Origin of the sequence: Leptothoe sp. EHU-05/26/07-4, assembly GCF_043421015.1 — a bacterium.
Classification (GTDB): Bacteria; Cyanobacteriota; Cyanobacteriia; order Phormidesmidales; family Phormidesmidaceae; genus Leptothoe; species Leptothoe turfae.
Map to the genome: position 1 here is coordinate 331,335 of NZ_JAXSQV010000008.1, position 23,242 is coordinate 354,576.

Annotated in this window: 8 protein-coding genes (1 of these 8 running past the window's edge); 3 read left to right on the top strand and 5 right to left on the bottom strand. The window is 53.5% G+C overall.

Features of this window, described 5'->3' with window-relative positions:
• The 5 genes from U2F10_RS34600 to U2F10_RS34620 all read right to left on the bottom strand — a co-directional run.
• On the bottom strand, positions 1-2,621 hold the 5' portion of the coding sequence (locus U2F10_RS34600) for an SDR family NAD(P)-dependent oxidoreductase (protein ID WP_499874694.1). The gene continues 18,976 nt to the left of window position 1, outside the view; the window shows 2,621 of its 21,597 coding nt (coding positions 1-2,621); its start codon is at positions 2,619-2,621; its stop codon lies beyond the left edge, outside the window.
• Positions 2,584-10,884, bottom strand: coding sequence for an SDR family NAD(P)-dependent oxidoreductase (locus tag U2F10_RS34605; RefSeq protein ID WP_499874696.1), 8,301 nt, complete (start codon positions 10,882-10,884; stop codon positions 2,584-2,586). The genes U2F10_RS34600 and U2F10_RS34605 overlap by 38 nt, the downstream gene beginning before the upstream one ends.
• A complete protein-coding gene (locus U2F10_RS34610; protein WP_499874697.1) occupies positions 10,881-17,753 on the bottom strand; it encodes an FkbM family methyltransferase in 6,873 nt (2,290 codons plus the stop codon). Before U2F10_RS34610 ends, U2F10_RS34605 begins: the two co-directional genes overlap by 4 nt.
• Positions 17,754-17,981: 228 nt before the next feature.
• Complete coding sequence (fabD, locus tag U2F10_RS34615) at positions 17,982-18,836, bottom strand: ACP S-malonyltransferase (RefSeq protein ID WP_163696195.1); 855 nt, start codon at positions 18,834-18,836, stop codon at positions 17,982-17,984.
• A 291-nt stretch (positions 18,837-19,127) separates the two neighbouring features.
• Positions 19,128-20,075, bottom strand: coding sequence for an acyltransferase domain-containing protein (locus U2F10_RS34620; protein WP_499874699.1), 948 nt, complete (start codon positions 20,073-20,075; stop codon positions 19,128-19,130).
• A 263-nt stretch (positions 20,076-20,338) separates the two neighbouring features.
• Between U2F10_RS34620 and U2F10_RS34625 the strand changes: the two genes are divergently transcribed.
• The 3 genes from U2F10_RS34625 to U2F10_RS34635 all read left to right on the top strand — a co-directional run bounded on the left by U2F10_RS34625 (position 20,339) and on the right by U2F10_RS34635 (position 23,204).
• Entirely contained in the window at positions 20,339-20,596 is a 258-nt protein-coding gene (locus U2F10_RS34625; RefSeq protein WP_006512953.1) for an acyl carrier protein, read from the top strand.
• Positions 20,597-20,602: 6 nt separating this feature from the next.
• Complete coding sequence (locus U2F10_RS34630; protein ID WP_499874701.1) at positions 20,603-21,856, top strand: beta-ketoacyl synthase N-terminal-like domain-containing protein; 1,254 nt, start codon at positions 20,603-20,605, stop codon at positions 21,854-21,856.
• A 124-nt stretch (positions 21,857-21,980) separates the two neighbouring features.
• Positions 21,981-23,204: a lipase family protein gene (locus tag U2F10_RS34635; protein WP_499874702.1), complete on the top strand. Its 1,224-nt coding sequence runs from the start codon at positions 21,981-21,983 to the stop codon at positions 23,202-23,204.
• Positions 23,205-23,242: the final 38 nt, after the last annotated feature.

The following is a 23,242-nucleotide window of genomic DNA, read 5'->3' on the forward strand; positions in this document are numbered from 1 at the left end:
GAGCCAATGGCGCAAAAGCCCGTGTCATCCGTGTCCGATTCGAAGGCTAGGGAGAGGCCGGTGATCTCAATCGGGTCGCCCAATTCCGTACCCGTGCCATGGGCTTCGATATAACTCATCGACCGCGCATGGACCCCCGCCTGCGCTAAAGCCACCTGGATCAGATCCCGTTGGGCTAAGGGATTGGGCACCGTGTAGCCATTGGTCTTGCCGCCATGGTTGACGCTGGAGCCCCGAATGACAGCGTGGATGTTGTCCCCATCTGCGATCGCCCGCTGTAGCGGTTTCAGAACCACTGCCCCCACCCCTTCCCCAGGCACAAAGCCGTCGCCGCCCGCCCCGAAGGATTTGCACTTGCCATCCTGGGACAACATGCCACTGGCACACAGTTCGACATAGCTCGACGGATGCAAGAAGAGATTCACGCCCCCGGCGATCACCAGATCACAGGTGCCCCGACGCAAATGCTCACAGGCCTCATGGATGGCAACCAACGAGGAGGAGCACATGGTATCGATGGGCATGCTCGGTCCGTGGATATTTAAAAAATAGGAAACTCGATTGGCCGCTGAACCAAAGGAAGTACGGGGTTGGAAGCGGCCGCCACGGGCTTGAAAATCAGCACCAAACAGCTCGAACCCCGTGCGCGAGATGCCGACAAAAACCCCAACTCTGCCACCGTACTGGTCTGCCAGCATGGTGCGTGTGTGACCGGCGTCTTCCAGGGCCTCCCAGGTGGCCTGCAAAAACAGCCGTTCCTGGGGGTCCATTTTCATGGCCTCGCTGGGGGGTATACCAAAAAACAACGGATCAAAATCGGCAAAGCCTGGGAGAAAACTGCCCCACTTGCTATAGCTTTTAGTCTGCTTGACCGCCTTTTCCATATCTGCTTCAAAGAAGCCATCCAGGGACCATCGGTCCGCCGGAATTTCTGTGACGCAATGGTGGCCAGCTTCCAGATTTTTCCAGAATGTATCCAGGTTGTCCGCCTGAGCATAGTGACCGCTAATACCGATAATGGCGATTTCGGAGGCCAGAGCCGGACCGCCACTCTGCCCGTCACTCTGCCCCTCACTCTGACTCTCACTCTGGGGGCGATGGCGTTCAGCAGATACCGTGGTTTCGGTGCCTGCCAGACCTGGGGCAGACACCACTGGCATAACCGCCTGACTAGGGGAACTCTTGGCCCTCAGCACACGTTCCAGAGCTGGCCGTTGATGGTGAATAAAATGGTCAGCCAGGGCGTCAATGGTCTGGGCCTCGAACAACAGGGTACTGCGCACATCTCCAAAATTTGCCCTGAGTTTGGCGTTAACACGATTGATTAAAATCGAGTCGATACCATAGCTTTCTAACGGTTCTGTAGCTGCGATTTCGTCGACCCGCAGCTTTAGGGTGGCGGCCATCAGCTGTTTGAAGTAAGCGACTGCTTGCGATCGCAAGGACACCTCAGCCCCGCCCCCCCTGCCATTGCTATTTATCGGCACCGGCGGCTGATGGTTAGCGGTCTCCGGAATGCTCTGGCGCACCCAGCCGTCACTGGCCGCTAAAATAACCTGTTGCCCTAGACCATGGGCCCACTGACCGGGGAACACCACCGGATCAAACCCCTCGTCTGCCAGTACCCGCCGCCAAGTTTCTGACGCCAGCAGGGGCGACCCAGGGATGCGCAGAGCCTTGTCCTCAGGACGCCACCACCCCTCCAATAAACCAAAGGTGACATGGCCCCACAGGGTTTTATCCTTGACCTCATTGATCAGCAGGATGCCATTGCACCGCATCGCCGTTTTCACGTGGCGTAGGGTGTGACGAATATTTTTTGTAGCATGTAAGATGTTGGTCGCAATCACAAAGTCGTAACGTCCAGGTTCAATCCCCTGGGACTCAGGGGGCGACTCCACATCGAACAAAGCCGTGCGCAGGTATGGATGGTCAGGGGCATACCGTTCCCTGGCATGGAGCAGAAAGAACTGAGAAATATCGGTATACAAATATTCCGCAATCCCATGCTTGAAAGGCTGGAGCTTTTTCAACACCTCTACGGTGGTTCCGCCCGTGCCAGCACCAATTTCGAGAATGCGTACCGTCTGGGTTTCATCTGTCGTCAACCGCGCCCCTAAGATCTGCACCAGGGCGTCTGCCATCAGACCGTTGAACAGATCGGCCACGGCATTCCCCTGGTATAGATGCTCAACCAGGGCCATGGAGGCATCGGGAAACATTACGTCGGTTGCCCGTTGCCTGCCTGCCAGCATATCGGGCAGGGCGCGCAGGCAGATTTCCGCCAGTTGCCATCGGGCCTGATTGTCCCTACCAGCCTGGGCGCGGGCGTGACGCCACTGGTCCCACAGCTGATGGAGCGGGGGGCACTCCGTATCGGGCACGGTATAGTGCCCCCCATCTCGACAGCCCAATAGCCCCCACTGATGGAGCGCGGCCAGGCTCTCCGCCAGCCAGCGATCGTAGGCTGGCTTAAACAATACCCGTGCTTTCAACTCCTCCAGGGTGAACCTCTGTTCCCGGAAGAACCCATAGGCATCGAATATGCCAGCCAGCAATTCGGCAATTCGGCGCTCGATGGTCTCAAATTCTTGAGTTATGTCCAAGCGAAACGAACTCATCTGCTCCATGGGTCTCCATCTGTAACAAAATGTTTCGGATTAACGATGGCGGGAGATCATCGGTTTGGCGAGAGATCAATGCCGCACTAGCAACTCCGTCGATGGCATCGGGCCTGGATGTATTTACCAATGCCATTTGTTCCAACGACCCCTGCATCAGGGTCTGTAAGCCCTGCATGCCCATGGGGGGCTGAATTGGCTCGATACCCAGCTGCTGATAGCGGCGTTTGACCTGAGCCGACACTCGCTCGCCCGAACCCACCCCCCAGTAGCCCCAATTGACCACCTTCACCGCATGGGGTAGCTCAGTGTTTAAGGCTCGCGCGTAGGCATCCATAAACACACATCCCGACGCATATCCCCCATAACCGCCTGCCTTGGCAAACGATGCCATGGAGGAAAAGAACAAAATAAAATCTAAGGATTGATGGCGAACGGCCTCGGCGATCCGCACGCTGATATTGATCCGGCTCGCCAACACCTGGCGAAATCGCTCTGGGGTCATATCGGCCAGGGCCAGATCAAACACATCCATGGCGGCATGGACGATGCCGTGAATCCTGCCGTAGCGCTGGCGAATTCGTTGGAGCACCCCCTCCAGAACACCGGGCTCAGCCGCATCCGCCTGGAAGTAAGCGGGTTTTAAACCATCTTTGGCGAGGGCGTTCAGCTGTTGTTCCAGGGCCGCCGCGGGTCGTCGACCAAGCCAGATCACCTGGGCCTGATAATGCTCCTGCATCCAGCGAGTCCACACCTGGCCCAATCCGCCGCCGCCACCGACCACAACATAGACACCCCCACGCCGATAGCCATTGCCGTCTGCATCCAGCCCCCTGATTGGTAACAGCACCGACTTAAACCACGTCCCATCCCGATAGGCCAGCGGGGTGCCCAGGGCGTCCAAGGTCGGTGGGGTCGGTGGGAAAATGTCCTGAACCGGCCAGGCTGCTGGCAGGTCCAGGGCCTGAATCTGCCACTGGGGGTATTCCTGGGCCAGGGTACCAGCCAAGCCATGGACACCGGCATGGGCGGGTTGAATGCGATCGCTACGGTAGACGGCCTGGGTCTGGGTGGTGATCACCGTCAACCGTAGGGACCGATCGCCATAGCCCAACAGCAGCAACCCTTTGACCAAATTAAACAGTTGAAAAAGCCCTGTTTCCTGGGCCTCAATCATGGCTTGCCCCAGCTCCCGCCCCAAGTCAGAGGACGGCGCAATCCAAACCAGATGCTCCACATCACCCTGCTGCCGGATGCTATCCGCCACCACGGCAGGACTGGCCGCCACCGGTAGGGTCAAAACGGTTGCCGCCGCCTGCTTACGGATGGCAGCGATCTGCTCCGGTGTGCCGCCGACAATGAGGGGGGAGGTGGTCGTAATGCGGCGCGATCCGGACGCATTTGGCACCGGGAGAGCCTCCCAACCAGGATAAAAAGCCTGTAAATTCCCATCATGGGGCGCTACTGGCGGCGTTGGCTCCATCGCAAGGGGCAGATGCCCGTTCTGGGGCATGACACCAACCCAACAACGGTCGCGGGCAAAGGGATAGGTGGGCAGGCTGACCCGAACCGGATGGATGTCACCGTAACATTGCTGCCAATCGACGGTCCCCCCATTCACCCAATGCGCCAACAAGCGGCTGTAGTCACCGGACTGTCTGCATTGTTCCACCAGTGGCTGGCTGGCATCTGGGCCAGGCACATCAGGGTAAGTCTGGCCGTTTACTTCGCCGCAGAACAGCCCCCCCGGATCACCGGCACCCTGGAGGTAATGCCGCAGTTTATGCCGCATCATCTGGAAGGATTCGGCCACAAACGCCAATCGGCTTGCCATCGCCGTGCGCCCCACCTGCAGCGAGTAGGCCACTCCATGCAGGCTAGGGGCGGCCCTCCCTGACGCAACAGCAGATCGATCAACCCATGCCAGCAGGTTTTGGACCAGGTCCCGCAGGCGATCGCCATTGCGAGCCGACAGCACAATCATCGGGGTAGGCCAGGCGACCCTCGGGGACGATGGCCGAACAGTGCCATCGTATGCTTCGAGAATCACATGGGCATTCACACCGCCAATGCCAAACGAACTCACCCCTGCTCTGCGAGGCAACTCCTTGCCCTGGGGGTCCCGTAGAGCCACCCATGGCTGATTTTCCTGGACCACATAGAAAGGACTGTCCTGCAGTCGAATATAAGGATTTAGCCGTTCAGCATGGAGACTCTTTACCAGGGTGCGATGTTTGAATTGCAGCAGCACTTTGAGCACGCTGGCGACACCGGCGGCCAATTCCGTATGACCAATATTGGACTTGACGGAGCCCAAACCACAGCCCTGACGCCCCACATCCAGCCCATCTGCAAGCAACGGATAGGTTTCACGTAATTCGTTAAATGCCGTGATCAGACCGTTGATCTCCACGGGGTCCCCCAGCTTTGTGCCGGTGCCATGGGTTTCGATATAGCTGACGGTGCTTGGATCGATGCCTGCTCGGGTGTAGGTGGTTTTTAGTAAGTCAGCCTGGGACCTGGGATTGGGCGAGGTCAGCGAACCGGCTCGACCGCCGTGATTTTCAGCGGAGCCGCGAATCACCCCATAGATATGATCGCCATCGTTCTCGGCAGCTGACAGGGGTTTGAGCAACAGCATGCCGACACCTTCGCTGCGAACATAGCCATTGGCTTGCTCTGAAAAGGGTTTGCATCGACCGTCCACAGCCAGGGCTCCGGCCTTGTTCATGCTGATGTGCACGTCCGGTGTCACCAGCGTATTCACGCCGCCCACCACGGCCATCTCGCAGTGACCGTTTTGAATCGCCGTCACGCCATGGTGCACTGCCACCAGGGAAGACGAACAGGCGGTTTCGATCGGTTCGCTGGGACCATGTAAGTTGAGGTAATGGCTGATGCGGTTGGGTCCAACCGACGGCAGGTTACCAATGGCGGTATGGCCTTCGATCGGCATTCCTGTCTTTTCGACCAGGGTGTGGTAACCACTGCTGGCGGTGCCGACAAAGATACCAGTAGCACTGCCCGACAAAGATTCAGCGGCATAGCCAGCATCCTCGAACACTTTCCAAACGTGGGTCATCAACAGCCGCTGTTGGGGGTCCATCAACTCCGCTTCTCCCCGAGAAATGCCAAAAAAGAGCGGGTCAAACTCGTCTACGCCAGCAATAAAGCCGCCCCATTTGATATTGGTTTTGTTGTCCTCATGATCCGGATCGCCGTACCAGGCAGCCCAATCCCATCTTGATTTGGGAATTTCTGTGATGCAGTCCTGGCCTGTGTTTAAGTTATGCCAGAAGGCCTCTAGATCAGGGGCCATGGGAAAGCTGCCCGATATACCGATAATGGCGATGGGCTCAGCCGGAGCAACAAAATCCTGCCTGACCGTAGCAGAGCACTGCGGTTGAGCCTGAGCCCCATTGGCCTGAGCCCCATTGGCCTGAGCCCCATTGGCCTGAACCCCATTGGCCTGAGTACTGTTGGCCTGAGTATTGTTGACCTGAGTATTATTGGCCTGAGTATTATTGCCCTGATCGCCGTTAGAACGGCTTTGGATTAAGCTGGCCAGGGCATGCCGATAGTCAGAGGCGATATAGTCGGCAATGCGGGCAATGGTCAGGCGCTCAAAAAAGACTGCTGGCGTCAGATCGAGTCCCAGTCGAGTATTCAAACGAACTGCCAGTTCGATCAACAGGGTGGAATCGAACCCATAAACATTTAGGTGAGCCGATGGATCGAGATCTCCGGTGGGGATTTTGAGCAAATCGGAAACGATCTGGGTCAAAATCGTTTCCACCTGTGGGCGGATCTGACTCGCCTCCGGGTTGGGCGCACCGCTGGTCAGGTCGAGACCTTGCCCATCACCCCGTTCAGCCATCTGAAGGCTGGTTCTCATCGCGTCTGGATCACCACACATCACCAATAGACGCGGTTGTTCCGCTGCCAATGCCTGGGATAGCGCCTGTAGTCCCCAAGGGGTGGGCATCGGCGTTAATCCATAACGCTGTTTAAATGCGGCCTGGACCGCCCCATGGGTTTGAATACCGCCATCTTTCCACAGGGGCCAACCGATGGCCACCGTTCGGCCCGTCCTCTGGCCCTTGATCACAAGTTGGGAGCGGTACTCGGCAAAGACATCCTGAAAGGCATTGGCGGTGGCGTAGTCCACCTGCCCCGGATTACCCAGCACCGCCGCATTGGAAGAGCACAGGAGAAAAATATCCAGGTCAAGGTGACGTGAGGCCTGATCCAGATAAAAGGTGCCTGTCAGCTTCGGGGCCAACACCGCTGCAAAGTCCTCGACTTTCTTTTCGCGAATGATCTGGTCACGGGTTATACCGGCACAATGGAGGATGCCATCAAGGCCTCCATAGGCATGCTGAACGGATTGAATCAGGGTGTCGGTGTCGGCTCGGTCGGCGATATTGGCTTGCCTGTATTCGACCTGGACACCGAGCGATCGCACTCGTTCAATCACCGCAAGTTTGTCACCATCCAGTGGCGAACGCCCCACCAGGATCAAAGTGGCACTGCGGGTGTTACGGGCAATTTCCTCCGCAAAAATGCTCCCCAAACCACCGCCACCGCCCACAATCAAGTAAACGCCGTTCTGCCTCCAATCAAAGGATTTTTCAGTGGAGGCTGGTACGGTTTCCTGCCAGGATCTGATGTAGCGATCATGGCCGTGATAACGAATATGTAGATCGTCAGGATGGCAGGCGCAGTCATTAACCCTGGCGACCGTCTCCGAGAATAATGCCTGCCCATCCAGTTCAATCAGTTGCGGTACCAGCCATTTATATTCCGCCCGCGCCGTCTTCAACATGCCGATCAGGCCACCATGCAGACAGATTCCCCCATGATGGGGAACCACCACTTGCAAAAGAAGTTTCTCAGGCGAATTCAAGCCTTGGATAAGTTTTTGGATGAGTTTAAAGACCTGGAGAGCGGCATGGCCTAGCTGTGCTTCCAGGGTCCCCTGATCTGAGGCAAGAACTGGGGAAGGGATGTGATGGACCATCACCCCCTCCAAACGAGCCGCACACTCTCTGCCAAGGCTCTGGTCAAGACCACAGAACAAAACATGACGTTCATGAAACGATGGCGGTTCTGATAATCCATGGTCCGCAACGGGATGCGCAGTCCAACCGGGTTCGAAGATCAAAAGTGAAGACAACGATGAGGGTGGCGATGCAGCTAGCGGCGGCGGCAGATTTACCGATTTTGACCCGGCGTCGGACGAGAGCAGACGGGCCTTATGCATCCAATATCGTTGTCGGGCGAATGGATAGGTGGGCAAGGACACCCGGCGCGGCTGACCCTGGTCATAGAACAGGTGCCAGTCAACATCCAGCCCCCTCACCCAAAGGCTCAGAATATGGGAGAACTTGCGCTTTCTGGCCCAGGCCCTGAGCATCTCAGCGGCATCCCCGTCAGTATTGAGGCATCCGAGGACCTCCTGGCCGTGCTTGGCATGGCCACGCGCCCGTTCGTTGGTTTCACCAGCCAGATAAGAGCGCAGTGCTTGCATCAGTTCGTCAAGGGATGACACCACCCAGCCAACCCGCTCATCCATGGCCTGCCGACCGGTTTGCAGGGTGTAAGCAATACTCAGCAGATCGGGGACAACGGTGTCCGGGCAGTCCAGTTGCTGTTCCAAATAGGTCAGTAGATTTTGGCCAGACACCTGCAACTGTTCCTCAGTGCGGGCGGAAAGAACGACCATGGCAGGCGACTCCAGCCGCTCTTGACTGACACCAAGGTCTCCGGTCAGGGCTCCATATTCCTCAATCACCAGATGGGCATTGGTGCCACTAAACCCAAAGGAATTGATCGCCGCACAGCGCGTTTGCCCTGGGGGCGCAACCCATGCTTGCCCAGCACTGTTCACATAAAACGGTGAACCCTCCAGATCAATTTGGTCATTGAGGGTTTCAAAATGAAGGGTGGGCGGAATATGTCGATGCCGGATCGCCTGCAGAATTTTAATCACTCCCGCCACTCCCGCCGCCATCAGGGAATGGCCGATATTGCTCTTAACCGCCCCCAGGGCACAATACCCACGCCTGTCTGTGTACTGCCGAAACGACTGCTTTAACCCCTCTACCTCAATGGGATCACCCAGTTTGGTGCCAGTACCGTGGGCCTCCACATATTGAATGGTGGCCGGATCAATGTTGAACCGATCGTAAACCTGTCGCTGTAGCCGGGTTTGGGAATCTCCATTGGGGGCAGTAATGCCGTTAGTACGACCATCCTGATTCACGCCCCAGCCGCGAATCACCCCCAGGATCCGGTCACCGTCCCGTTCTGCGTCCTCCAGCCGCTTCATTAACAAAACGCCTACGCCTTCCCCAGGCACAAAACCATTGGCGCGCTGGTCAAAGGTGTGGCAGCGCCCGTTGGCGGACAGCATGCCAGCATTGCCCGTCATCAGATGCATGGCCGGTCCCGCCAGCACGGTCACCCCGCCCGCCAGGGTCATGTCACTGTTACCAGCCACCAAACTATCGCAGGCCATGGCCATGGCCACCAGGGAGGAGGAGCAAGCCGTATCTAAAGCCAGGCAGGGTCCATGCAGATTCAACGTGTAGGCAATGCGGGCGGGCAAAATAGATGCGGCTCCCCCCATTAAGGCCTGGGCATTTAACCCGTCTGCCTCCAGGGACAGGCCGTAATCCCCGGCACCACACCCCGCAAACACGCCACACTTTTTGCCGGACAAGGAGGATGGGTCGTACCCTGCATCCTCAATACAGGCCCAACTGGCTTCTAGAAATAGCCGTTGTTGCGGGTCCATGAGTTCCGCTTCACGGGGAGAAATGTTGAAAAACAACGGATCGAACTTATCAACATCCTCCAATACCCCCATCCACTTATGGGGGGGGTGGTTCGGAGCATGGTCGCGACTGTTATAAAAGTCTGCTGGGGACCATCGCTCCTGAGGAATCTCGGTAACGCAGTCTAGGCCCTGGGCGATGTTCTGCCAAAAGGCATTGAGGTCAGGGGCCTTGGGAAATTGCCCGGCCATGCCGATGATGGCGATGCCTGCCCTTGGCTGAGGGGTGACTACAGGGGGTTTGGGCGGTGGTTTGGGCAGGGGGTCAGGGGCCTGAGTCGTGACTGGTGTTTCGGCCTGCGGCAGCAATGGAGCCTGCGGCGTCTCAGGCGACGGGGCCTGGGTGATCCGGGCCATAAATTCCGCAAACTGGCGCAGGGTGGGGTGACTATAGATCTCGACCGCCGTTATTTTGACCCCATAGCGCTGGTTGATCTTGCGCACCCAGGTAACACCGCTAATGGAATCCAGCCCCATATCCACAAATGGTGTTTCAGGGTTTACGCGCTCGGGCTTGATCAACAGCTCTTCAGCCAGGGTGATCTGCAGCGTTTTGAGGATGGCCTTCACGGCGTCTGCATCTGCCGTAGCAACCGGCAGCGGTGGACTAGCTGCTGGCGGCGGTGCCTTGGCGGGTGCGGGTGCTTCACCGTCCTGGTCAAGGACCGTCGTCCTGGCCAGGACCAGATCGGCAAATTTATTCAGCGTAAAGTGGTTATACACCTCGGCTGCCAGCAGGCTAAGACCGTAATGTTGATTGACCCGGCGGACCCAGGTCACCCCGGTGATGGAATCCAGGCCCAGATCGACAAATGCCCCATGGCTATCCACCCGTTCCAACTTGAGTTGCAATTCATCGGCGAGGGTACGGCGCAGAAAATCGAGGACCTGGCCACGGCGAGGGTGGGTAGATGCCGCTGATGACACCGCTATTTTCTCTTCGCTGGGTGCCACCGCCATGCCCGAGTTGTAGTATTTGCGAATCCGCTCCTGCACTTCTTGATTGCCGACAAAGGTTTTGTCATGCATGGCCAGTTCCTGGGCATAGTTCGGCTCCAGCAGGGTGCGCAGCAGACGGGACCGTTCGGCCTTACGCCTGACTAGCTCATGTCGGGGTTGTCGCGCCAGTTCACCGGCCCGTTGTAGGGCCTGCCCAAGCACCTGAGCCCGTGGCAGGACATCCATGTTAATTCCCCGAGACCGCAGCTCGTGGCCCTTATATTCCCTAGCTGTGAACAGAATCTCCCGACCTAAATCCCAGCCAAACCGGTCCGGAAAAATCAACGTGGCCCCCGCTCCTGGCGTGAATCCGTACTGCATGTAGGGGCTGAAATAAAGGCTCTCTTCGCTGAAGATGGCCTGATCACAAAACATGCCCAGCGCCCACCCAGGGCCGATGCCATGGCCCTGCATGGCCGCGATCACTGGAATCTCGCACTCCAGGGGAAGACTAAAAATTTTGTCGTCGGTGAACCGGGCGGTCCCCCCTGGATCGATAACAGGGTTTCTTGGGTGCCACCGCAGGCAAAGTAGCTGTCGTATCCGGTTAACACCAGCACCTTGTAACGCGGATTGTCGCGTACCAGGGCAAAGACTTCATTGATACCGGCGATAAAGGCTTTGGAAAACGTATTGCGGCTGTTGCGATCGCACAAAGTCACCAACAGGACGCCCCCTCCATAGGCCTCGGCACGGACAACGTCAGATTGCAACAACAGTGGTGCCGATCTGCCCAGATCCGCCGACAGAATTGGATGAGCCCCAGCAATTCTGCCGGAGGCTGACTGGGGCACCGCCGCTCGGGAGATTACCATCCGAGCCAGATGCCGTCTCAATTGCACCAAAGCTTCCTTAGGTGCCTGGGCCAGTTCCGATGCCAGGCTGGCAGCATGGGCATTGACGCGATCTGCCGAAACCACTGGCAACAACAGGCCCATCGCTTTCAATTGGATGCCCGTGAACGAGCGCTGGTCGCTCAAGAGCCCATCCCCTTTGGGGCCAAATCGCTCCTGCAAGAAAGCCTGCTCTCGCTGAGACAGTCGCCACTCCCCAGGGGGTTGAAACTGGAATTCAGCCTCCTCTGCGCACACCATAAAATCGCACAGGCTCACCAATAAACAACTGGCTCCGCGACAACGACCTTTAACAGCGGCAATGATTGGCAGCTCGAACTCCGTAAGCAGCTGGAACAAATCTGGTCCCCTCCGGTCCTTCGGCCCAGCGAACCCCGAGTCTGCCGACAGAATTACGACCCTGGCATCGGTCTGGGAAGCAACCATTTCGAGACTTTGGGCCAAGCTGGCCCACGATGGCGTCGCATCACCCACCACGATGTGATAGACGCCATCGCCGTCCTGGTGCCATGGGAAGAACCCACGGGAAGGGACCTCAGCAGATGAGGAGAGCTGCGCCTCTCGCGGTTGTGCAAAGCTCTCCAACGGCGTCAGTCGATGCTGACCCATGGTGGTCGCAGCGGGTTGAAAACGAGATGCGGTCGGTAGCTCCAGCGAAATCCCATGGGATGGCACCTGGCCATGGTTTAAAGAAGACTTTTCAGAGGTCTGTTCTTGCCCCTGGTGAGACGTTTCAGGTAACCAGTAACGATCCTTTTCAAACGGATACCCCGGCAGCCCATGGAGCCGCCGCCGCCGCCCTGCTACATGTAAAGCACTCCAGTCTATAACGGACCCACCCACCCAGGCTGCAGCAATTTCATCAAATTGTTGTCTGCCAAACCATTCCCGAATCGTTGTCTCACCTGGTGTTTGGTCTGAATGTTGTCCCCCTTGCATCACCCCAACAAAACAGCCCGGAGTCGCCGGATTGCGCAAAAAGTCTGCTATGCGCTGCCGTAATTCCCCATGATCGTCAGCCACAATGGCCAGTCGATGGGCCATCGATTCCCGGCCAGTTTGTAGGGTAAAGGCCAAATCTTGAAACTGATCGGGGTTGAGAGTCTGGCCATCAGATAAATAATCTCGCCAGGACTCCATCAAAGTTTGCAACCGTTCAGCACTTTTTGCCGAGAACACAAAGAGCGCCGCCGCCTCAACCGACGACGGTTGAGGCGGCACTGACAGTTCTGCCGCCGCCCCCTCCACAACCATATGCACATTGGTCCCGCTGAACCCAAACGAACTCAGCACACCGATACGACGACCTTGGGCATTGGGTTCCCAGTCCCGTAATTGGGTATTTACAAAGAAGGGGCTTTGGTCGAAAGCAATGTGCTGGTTCGGCTTCGAAAAGTTGATACTGGGTGGAATCTGACCATGGTGAATGGACAGCAGCAGCTTAATTAACCCGCAGACACCAGAGGCATGGACACAGTGACCGATATTGCTTTTCACTGAACCAATGGCACAGCACTGTTGTTGATCGGTGAACTGCCGAAAGGCATCGGTTAATGCTTTGATCTCCACCGGATCCCCCAGTTTGGTACCAGTGCCGTGGGCTTCCACATAGCCAATGTCCGCAGGGTCAATCCCTAGCTTCCGATACACCGTTTGGATCAATTGGGTCTGAGACAAACTGCTGGGGGCTGTAATGCCGTTGGTGCGACCGTCCTGGTTCATGCCCGAACCCTTAACCACACCATAGACATGGTCGCCATCCCGAATGGCATCCGCCAGCCGTTTCAACACCACCACCCCAGCCGACTCGCCAGGGACAAAACCATCGGCCCCATCATCAAAAACCTTACATTTCCCATCCACGGAAAGCATCCCGGCCTTGCTGCACAGAATGTGAAAGTCAGGCATCACATGGATAGAAACACCGCCTGCCAACGCTAGCGACACGTCGCCTTTACGCAAACTGTCACAGGCTAAGTGAACAGCGGTGAGCGATGAGGATGACGCCGTGTCCACGGTCAAAGCCGGCCCCTTGAGATTCATAAAATAGGCGATTCGCGCCGCCAGAATAGAGGCGTCATTGCCCATAAAAGCAGACGCATCCAGAGGTAATCCTGCCTTTCTCAGGTAGGCCTGATAATCACCCGCATCGGCACCGACAAAGACGCCCCAATTGCTGCTGCCCTCAAGACTCCGAACCGCATATCCGGCATCCTCTAGAGCATGCCAGCTTTCCTCTAGAAACACCCGCTGCTGGGGGTCCATTTGCCGCGCTTCGCGGCCCGAAATGCCAAAAAATGTGGCATCGAAGCAGTCAATCTCTTCTAGAAAACCACCGTACCTGCCGTAGGTCTTATCAGGCTTGGTCGGATCTGGATCGTAGTAGTCATTAATATCCCAGCGAGTGGTGGGAACCTCGGTGATACAAGTTTCACCGTTACGCAGCATCTGCCAGAAAGCACGAACGTCTCGCCCCCCCGGGAAGCGTCCGGCCATGCCAATGACGGCAATTGACTGGGTGTCCTGTTCGGTATCCGCTGAACTCTCTCTTTGATGACCTCCAGAATCCATCGATGCCCCCGATGGGGAAACAGTTAGGGGCTTAGTGGGCTCAGCCTTGGCTGACTCAGCCGCTCGCAAACGTTCAACCACCTCGGGGTAATCGTGATAAATGTAGGCGCTCAAATCCCTGACACAGACATAGTCGAACAGCGTCGTAGGAGGCAGCACAATCTCAAAGGTTTGATTGAGCGTCACCACCAACTTGATGTTGGCCATGGAGTCAACACCGTATTCGGAAAATGGCTTGACGCGGTCAATGGCGACGGCTGGTGAGTCTAAACAACTCCTCACGCTCGCTGTCACCATGTCCTCAATGCGCTGCAAAGCTGCATCGGTATCGCCGCCGCCGGGTTTAATGTTGGGGATAATGGGGTTGGGAGTAACGGGCAAACTCTCATCAGGTTCAAGGAAGCCGCCATGCTCCGCCAGACGCTGCATAAAGGCCGCAGGTGATGCCCCCGTGGCAGGCATCACCGCCGTGACGGATGCCTCCATATCGTCCGGGACCTGCTCGGGCGGGACAAACTGCAAACGAGACAATTCGGAGGCAGAAAACGAGAAGACTTCAACATTGTTCTCTGAGTGCCGCAGGGGATTGCCCAGTTCTTGCAAAAACTGTTCAGCAGGGTGATTCTTGGGCGTTCGGATAAAGGCCACTTCCACAGTCCCAAGGTCCCGTTTTTCTGCCTCCCTACCCAGGGCTGCCATCATGGCATATTCCACGCCCCTGCCTAGCACACGACAGCTCAATAGAAAGGCATCGATTTTAAGACAATCTGCGATCGCACGAAAAACCATCAGGCCACACAGGCCATAGTCACCAAACCGATCCGCAACCTTAACGGCCAAACTCCCCACCGTGCTTTCTTCACTCAGCTGGCGGAGTTCTGTGGCGGAGTAGTGACGCTTGGCAAAATTGAACTGATTGGTTCTCTGGGTCAACTGTGCCATGCGAGCCAAGTCGTCAGGGCACGGCTCCGTTATGCGAATGTCCAGTTCAAGACTCTCAATGAATTCCGCGAAACTGGACACCTGCCGACGAAAGTCTTCGCGCCTTGCCTGTTGTTTGTAAAGTTCTGTCCTATGACCGTCTTCTATGGTTTTGCGGGCATGATCAAAGGCCCAGACGTGATTAAGAAATGAAGGAATGTCCTTTTCAGCAGCGGGGCATTGCAGCGTCAACACCTGGGGACAATGGGCTCGCACCTCAGCACATTCGATCGGACTGTCATCGAGAAAAACAAAGCTCTCCAGACCCAGACCCAGGGACTCGGACAGACTCTTCAGGTTGTCGGATTTGGGTTGCCAGTTGATGCGACAGGCAACAAAATCATCCCATTTCAGGCGCATATCGTCCCGTGTTTCAAAAACACGGCGGACATCCGCCAAATCATTCTTACTGACCAGGCACAGCAGCATACCCTGCTGCTTTTGGGCCAGCATAAACGTTTGCAATATTTGAAAATCGTTGTTAACAACAATATCTGAGGCACCCGTTTCACCGACGATTCCCGACCAGAGAGTGTTGTCACAATCGAGGGCAATTACCTTGTACGGTTCGCGCTGTCTACAATGAAGACGACGGACTATGTTCGAGGCCAGTCCAGTGAAGAACCGAGGGGTGTAGGGAATGTGCCCCATAGCATCGCGCACAGGATCGTGGTAATCTCCCCAGTCATAAACCGACGCCTGGTCAGTCATCGATATCACATCAATCCCATCCTCGTGGGACAATGTCTCCTGTAGCCAGGCCTCCGTTGTTTGCAGAAACTCGTTGGATAGCATTGCTAAGGCCTTGACTGACGGCGGACATACCACTACCAGATGGGGCAACGACCGGCTGGCAGCAGCTCGCTTGAGCAGAGACACCCAATCTTCGAGATTGCTCTGGATGCCTATTTCTAGCGCCGATCGTCTGGCGGACATGGCTGACCGGGTACGTTTTCCATAGATATTACAGAGCAGGGACCCTTTCAACAGATCTTCTTCGACAGTTGAAATCTCGAAACCTTTTTCACGCAAGAGAGCCGTAACCCGCTGTGACAATTTCCAGTTCTCTTGGTCGTGAACCTCAACTACAATCTGCCGGATCTTTGGCCAATCATCAGGTGCAATGCTGCTGAGAATATCCCATTCACATTTTTCAGCATCGATCTTCAGCAGGCCAATTTCCTCGATCTGATATTCTGTGATCAGACTCGACAGCGATCTCAACTGACATTGATACGTCTCTTTCTGAAGCCTGGCATCGACCATACCGTCGAGGTGCTCTCCCAGGGTCTCCATGTCCGTCGCCTCGAACCGTTGGGAATACTCATTAATAATTGCCTGACGCAGAGCATGGCCATCTTCTTGATCGTCGGCGTGAAATCCTGAAAACACCGATGATTTTGGATAAAACACAAACGGCGCTTCTCGATCGTCATCCGCAACGCCAACAGGCAGAGCTGTGGCCCCGGGAGCATGCAGGAATAAATTTTGTTCAAGAATTTGGAAACAGATAGGCGAAGGTTCACAGGCAAAAATACGAGCACCCTTACAATGTTGGGCAACAAACATCGAAAACATACCGATGTTGGCACCAATATCGAAAACCACATCACCTTCCTCTAGAACAATCCCGTTCTTCAGATAGGTTTGTTCAACAAAGATCTCGTGGTATAGATACCGAGTTTCGTATGGATTCAGATTGGCAATCGTCATCCCATTGGGGAGTTGATAACATTCATCACCAGTTGGCAATGAATTGTTATCTTCAGAGTCAATAGAGACACCAGCCTCTGAAACACTGGCTTGAAAGTCTTCAAGTCGAATTACTAGAAAATTGGCACCGGAACGATTTTGGGAGAGCAAACTGCGGGGATTCAGAAACTCTTGATAAATCTGGTTGTACGGAGCGAACTCCACCCGTGTATCCCAGCTTAATTGTCGGCTCAGATCCATCAGCGGCGCTTCGAGTGGTTCTGCCGTGAAGGTGGATGCTACAGCCCAAAGGCGAGGAGATGCGATCGCCATCTCACCATTTTGCTCATTATCACTTTGATGGTGGCTGCCTCCTGCCTTACCAGTTTTCTGAGGGAAAAATGCCCGGATACAAAGATCTTGCATTTCACCTAAAAGTTTGCCACCCTCACTCACTAACTGGACGTCAAAGGAAAAATGACTGTCGTTATGGCCTTCTGTTTTAAGCGTTGCCAGACAAAAACACTGGTTGCCAGGAGCCTCGTGAACCAATATTTCTCCGAGGAAAAATGGGACACACACCGCTACAGTGGGATGTATCTGACGCACCAAAAGCAGGACGCACTGAATCGCCGCATCCAGAAGACCGGGAAAACAATCAGGGTGACCCACTACAGCTGTGGGACGCACCAGATGACCCACAGCAGCACATTCACTAAAATAAAAGGATTCAATGCAGCGAAACGGTTCTCCATAGGCAATGCCATTGTCTTCAAACGTTTGGTAAACGGCGCTTGCGTCCAACTGGTTGGGGAGTTCACCCACTAGAGCCTCCACGTCAATCGTCTCAGACCTCTGGATTTCAATCGACTCCCTAACACCTAGAGAACCTGAGGCATGGATAATTAATTGTTGCTCTCCACCAGACAAGATGCGATAGTCAAACCCCTGCGGAGTCCTATCAAGCTCAAGTTCAACGGCAAGCGCACGTTGATAGACACTCAAAGGAGCAAGCCAAAACGCATTACTAACCTTCCATGGAAACACCCCTAATTGACTGGGATCTAAAACATGGGACATCGACTCAAAGATCATATCGAAATAACCCACCGCCGGTAAAATTGGACGGGTTAACACGACATGATTCATCAGCAAAGGATGGTCGGATTTTAGAACAGCTATTTTTTTATCCCGCATAAATACTCCGGGGATTTTCCTAGGTTCTCACCAGCAAATAACACCTATATAGGCAATAGCGACTCGACAATCTCCTGGAACCAGCAATCTCTTGTCTAATATTTTCAACAGACTAAATTCAGTGTAGCAAGCTACAGTCCATGAAACAGATTTTATATAGAAATAAAATGAATTAACAGACAGCAACTCTTCAGGAAAACCGTTACATTAAACACAAGTTGGAACATATTAATTCATGATGTAATGAAGGAGAGTTTGCAAGGTATCTCCCGGTCCAATTTCTTTAAACGTTGGGTTGGGTTGCCTGAGTAAATATTGCATTGATTCAACCCAACGAACAGGCGAAGTGACTTGTTTGGCCAGGAGTTCAGCAATTCCTCCGCTCGGGTAGGGTGATGCTTCCACGTTGGAGATCACCGGTATGTTAGGTCGGTTGAATTGAAAGCTTTTCAGGAATGCTTCAAACTGCCTGCGGGCTGATTCCATAAAGCGTGAATGGAAGGCACCGCTAACTGGCAGGGGCAAAAACAACTTGGCTCCTGCCTCCTCAAATGAAGATTGGATATCATTAATAACCGACATAGACCCTGAAATGACGGTTTGTTTTGGTGAATTCAGATTAGCGATGCTCACGTCAGGGCTGCCATAGAGCAGCATCACATCGCGTATCTGGTCTCTGGTTAAGCCAATAATTGCGGCCATTCCACCTCCCGTGGCCTGGGCCATCAGTTCGCCTCGTTTTTGGACCAGCCTGAGGCCTGAAACAAAGTCAAAAGCCCCGGAAGCAAAGAGCGCGTTGTACTCTCCAAGACTGTGGCCAGCCACAAAATCAGGAACTCGCCCAGTCTCTTGTTTAATGCTCAGGTAGGTCATCGCATTAACTGTGTAAAGTGCAGGCTGGGTATATTCAGTTTGGTTGAGCTTGTTGTCAGGATTATCAAGACACAGGGTTTTGATGGAATAACCGAGCGTTTCATCCGCAGCTCTTGTAATATCTGGAAATTTCTCAAACAGCCCGTCACCCATTCCTGGCACTTGAGTTCCCTGGCCAGGAAAAACATAAATCAAACTATTAGCGTTCATGTTCGTCGTCAAACTCCCTGATGATGCCGATAACACTTATCGACATGGACCACAAATATGTAACGAACCACAAATAATTACAGGAACAAGCTGGATTATAGCGTGATTATCCAAGCTCGCAATAATTATAGATGTTCTTTTTTTGCTTTGAACACTCCGGAGAAACCAGTGTATTCACGAGTATCTTGAAATCAGTATATTTACGAATGTATTTCTTTTTAGTCTTTGAATGATCCGAAGAAATCAGTATATTTACGAGTTATCAGCAATCAACAATGTCAGTAGTTTCCCTTATAGGGCAGACTCCAATCGCTCCAGATTTACCTGGGCCTGTTGAAAGGGTGTCAGGATCGGGGAGATTTTAGAGTGGGAGTCGGGCGTCAGAAGGTACTTCAAAAACGTTGCCAAAGTGCCCGATGGCCCCAGATCCACAAAATGATAATCGCCATCTGCTTCAAGTCGCCGGATAGTCTTTTCAAAAAATACCGGGCGTCTCAGTATATTCCACAAGAAATCCTCAGGTAAGATATCCAGGATTTCTGTATAAGCAAGAGATACTAGTGGAATTGTCAGGGATTGAGGATATTTTCGATGACCTTGAGCCTTGTAGTACATTTCAATTGCATCCATGGCAGGCGAGTGAAACGCGACGGTAACCGGTAGGCGCTGGTGTGTGATTTCACTTGCCCGGAGGTGGGCCTGAACACAATCTATGGATTGCTTGAGTCCAGACAGGACAAAATGGTTGCGAAAATTATGAGCTGAGATCGCCATGTCCTGATAAACAGGGGAAGAATCTACGATATCTGGCGATGCCATAACGGCGAGCATGCCACCCGGTGGTGTACATCGTTTCAACAGGTCCACCTGCTCGACAACTGATTCCAAGGCAGCCGCAAATGGCAAGACACCAAATACAGAGAGTGCCACCCATTCACCCAGGCTATAACCCAGCATCAGATCCGGTTTCATTCCTTGACTTAAGAGGGTTTGGGCCAAACTATATTGGATACATAGGAGCGCTGGATGGGTGTGGTGGAGATTATCGAACGGTGCAGATTTAGATACATTAGCCCTGGGGTAGATGATCTCCAAAATCGAAAACCCCAGGAGACGTTCACAGTGAGCATCACAAGCCTGCATCCTGTCTCGGAATACAGGATTTGCTTTGTAGAGATCACGCCCCATGTCGAAATATTGGGAGCCTTGCCCTGAAAACATCCAAATGACCTTACTCATGGTACATTAATACTCTCATAACTTTAGTTATCAAGGTTTATTGAAAAATTTGATCAGTCCTAACCTCAAATCCGAGACCTTTTGAGCCCCTTTCAGTTAGACCTTGTTAACAACTCTTACACCTTTCTCGAAGTTTATCGACTAACATTGATTGTAAATTAAGGTGAACTACGTCCAAGTTGAACCCCGTAGGTTCTTCTCGGTTAAAACAACCGTTCTGGGCGTGGGCAAGGTTTATTTAGCGTTTTCACACACTTCTACCTATGGCGCTCAGAACAAAGTCAGAAATATTCGATGTAGTTACAGGTAACTTGCGGGAAATTCTTCCAGAGTTAGACTCTGTGGAAATTGATCCACAACAAAGTATGAAAGACCTGGGGGCAAATTCCATTGACCGGGCTGATGTCGTCGTCCAATCGATGGAGACGTTGGAAGTCAAATTTCCTTTGAACGAACTCGCAGGGGTAAAGAGTATCCAAGGATTAGTGGATTTTCTGCACAGCAGGATGCATACAGAGTAGATTCAGGTGTTAAGAGACGTTGTCGTCACAGGTATCGGCATCATTACATCCATCGGTGGTGACAGGGATGCCTTTACTCGGGCCTTGCAAGCAGGTGTCTGCGGAATCACCGCAGATGTCGGCGACGGATTGGGCGTCGCCGGGCGGATATCTCCATGGGATTTTAAAGAGAGACTCGCGGCTCTCAAGTTGCCACCATCACTTTACTCCCGTGCCCGAAGAGCCGGGCATCGAGTTCCGCTTGCTGCCCAACTGTCACTTCTAACCGCCCTTGAAGCCAGAATTCATGCCTTTGGTCCAGCTGAAGATATGCCCCTGGAGTCAGCCAATCTCATCGTTGCGGGAAACAATATTTCGCCAGGATACCAATACCAGATATGTGAGAAATTCTCGCAAACGTTGGACTTTATGCCTGCGAGTTACGCCCTGCACTTCCTGGATACAGATCATGTGGGCATTTTGAGCGAGGTCTTGGGAATTAAGGGGGAGGGCTGCACTGTGGGAGGGGCCTCAGCCAGTGGCAACATGGGAGTTCTACAGGCCTGGCGGCAGATCAGATACGGTATTGCCAATATCTGTTTGGTCGTCGGGGCCATGACGGACCTTTCTCCCATGGAACTGCAAGCCTTCCGTAATGCAGGAGCCTTGGGAGGCAATCGATTTAAAACTAACCCCGAGCAAGCATGTCGCCCATTTGATCGAGATCGCGAGGGGTTTATCTACGGTCAGGGTAGTGCTTGTTTAATACTTGAATCCGCTGATTGCGCCAAAACCCGTGGGGCAGAGATCCTAGGCCACATAGCCGGTGCAGCGACCTGTCTAGATGCCCATCGCCTCAGTCATCCCAGCGTTGAAGGAGAAGCTCGAGCCATGGGATTGGCCCTTGAGCAAGCTAACACATCACCTGAAGCAGTGGACTACGTTAATACCCATGGGACAAGTTCTCTGATTGGGGATGAGACCGAGGCAAAAGCTCTGAAAGATGTGTTCGGAAAGCATATAAACAGTGTCGGAATTAATGCTACAAAGGGATTGACCGGCCATTGCCTTCATGCAGCGGGAGTTGTAGAAGCGGCGGCGACACTGGTGCAAATGAATCAACAGTTTCTGCACCCAAACTTAAACCTGAGGCATCCCATTGCTTCTGCTTACGGGTTTGTAGGAACAACAACCCAGGCAGCCGATATCGAAGTGGGCATAAGCAACTCCTTTGGATTTGGGGGAATCAACACATCGCTTGTGATTCGACGTAGCCGCTAACGACCCTGCCCATTGATCCGTGGGCAGGCATGAGTTGAACAGCAACTTGCAAGAGTCTGTGGTAACATTCAACTCACGCAAATGGGCCTTCATTGTCTTTGTCTTTTTTCCCAAGGAGAATCCAATGGCAACCATAAATGCGTCAGGTTATAACAACGGGACCTATAGTTTTGAACAGCAGATATTTTGTATATCATGGGCCACTGTTCTCAGCTTTGGCTTCAGAGGTGGTGCCTCTGAGATTGCGAGTCAGACAAAAGCATTGCTGATCAACGTATTACAAGACGAAGAGATCCAAAAATTGATCGGGGTTTGGAACCTGGTCTGGGGGCCAGGAATTTTCAGCGCTCCGATTGTGTCAGACAAAGCGGACAACACTATGTTTATTGTTGCTCCAGAAACAGATCCTACTCAAGCAGTTGTTGCGATCGCTGGCACGAGTGGCTTAGTAGACTGGGTGTTTGAAAACTTTAACGTTAAAGAAACTGTGCCATGGCCCTATGGCCATTCATCGACGAATCCACAAATTTCCAAGGGCATCAACTTTGGGTTGGACAAGCTGACCGACATGGAAAGTGTTGACTCAACAACCAGCTCTTCTATCACGGCCCAGCAGTATTTGGCTAGTCAATCATTTACAAAGGTCATGGTGACCGGACACAGCCTTGGCGGAGCTTTGTCCCCCTGCTATGCCCTCTATTTGGATGAAACCCGTTCCCAATGGGACAGCATCGGCTCTGCAATCATCAGCTGTTTGCCCACGGCTGGCCAAACCCCAGGGGATATTAACTTTTCCCAATACTACGACAGTAAGCTGCTAGCGACGACCACTAAAATATGGAACTTGTTAGACATCGTTCCCCATGCCTTCAATACGGAGAGGTTAGGCGAAATTCCTGACCTGTACGAACCGGATCTTTCTTCTACTGATGGCATAAAATCGCTAGTTTGCCAGCTTCAACAAGTTACAGAGAGCCTAAACTATCTAAATGTCGCTCCTGATGCGGAAGGATTTCCATCACAGGTCGTTGACCTTGCTGACTTTACAGATAAATACAAACCCATTGTTGAAGCCATTGAGGAAACCATCGAAACACTTAAGCAGGCAGGGACTGCTCTCGGGGATAATGACACCAATGGCAACGTTGAGGAGTTTATCCAGTTTATTATTCAGGCCCTAATCCAGCATACAGCCGTCTACACTAATAAATTTGATGTTGGAGATTTCCTCGACATCATGCTTCAATATCAAAGGAAAAAAATATCCCCTCAACGTTTGACTCTTTTATCCAAACCTGTAGAGGGTGACACCCGTTTAAGCAAGATTTTTAGTCAGCTATCAACTTAACGTGGAAAATTTAGTGGTTAATCCACAAGCCGATTCTT

Coding starts and splice junctions, on each gene's coding strand:
- U2F10_RS34625 (WP_006512953.1), top strand. CDS start 20,339: ATGGCGCTCAGAACAAAGTCAGAAATATTCGATGTAGTTACAGGTAAC.
- U2F10_RS34620 (WP_499874699.1), bottom strand. CDS start 20,075: ATGAGTAAGGTCATTTGGATGTTTTCAGGGCAAGGCTCCCAATATTTC.
- U2F10_RS34635 (WP_499874702.1), top strand. CDS start 21,981: ATGGCAACCATAAATGCGTCAGGTTATAACAACGGGACCTATAGTTTT.
- U2F10_RS34610 (WP_499874697.1), bottom strand. CDS start 17,753: ATGCGGGATAAAAAAATAGCTGTTCTAAAATCCGACCATCCTTTGCTG.
- fabD (WP_163696195.1), bottom strand. CDS start 18,836: ATGAACGCTAATAGTTTGATTTATGTTTTTCCTGGCCAGGGAACTCAA.